This window comes from Microbacterium sp. ZXX196, assembly GCF_009709595.1.
In the GTDB taxonomy this organism is placed as follows: domain Bacteria; phylum Actinomycetota; class Actinomycetes; order Actinomycetales; family Microbacteriaceae; genus Microbacterium; species Microbacterium excoecariae.
Genome location: NZ_WMEE01000182.1, coordinates 1 through 272 on the forward strand (window position 1 = coordinate 1; position 272 = coordinate 272).

1 pseudogene is annotated in these 272 nt (G+C 33.5%); it reads right to left on the bottom strand.

The window, feature by feature from the left end:
• A pseudogene (locus GJQ66_RS14245) lies at positions 1-272 on the bottom strand (hypothetical protein); the annotation flags it as partial.

Here is a 272-nt window from a genome sequence, read left to right on the forward strand (position 1 = left end):
CAATCGCCATTTCATCAATTAGAACTTTTTCTGCATCAATCATATATTGGGCACGTTTTTCGGGATCTAGTTCAGCATCTGCTTTGGCAACTAATTGATCATATTCCGGAATTGATATTTTACTATAATTGTATACATCACCTGTTGTATATTGTCCCATTAGGTTACTTGCATCATCATAATCAGCCCCGGTACTATATAAAGCCAATTTGAAATTTCCGGATTTAACTGTATCTACAAAAACTTTTCTCTCTAATGTTTGTAATTCAACA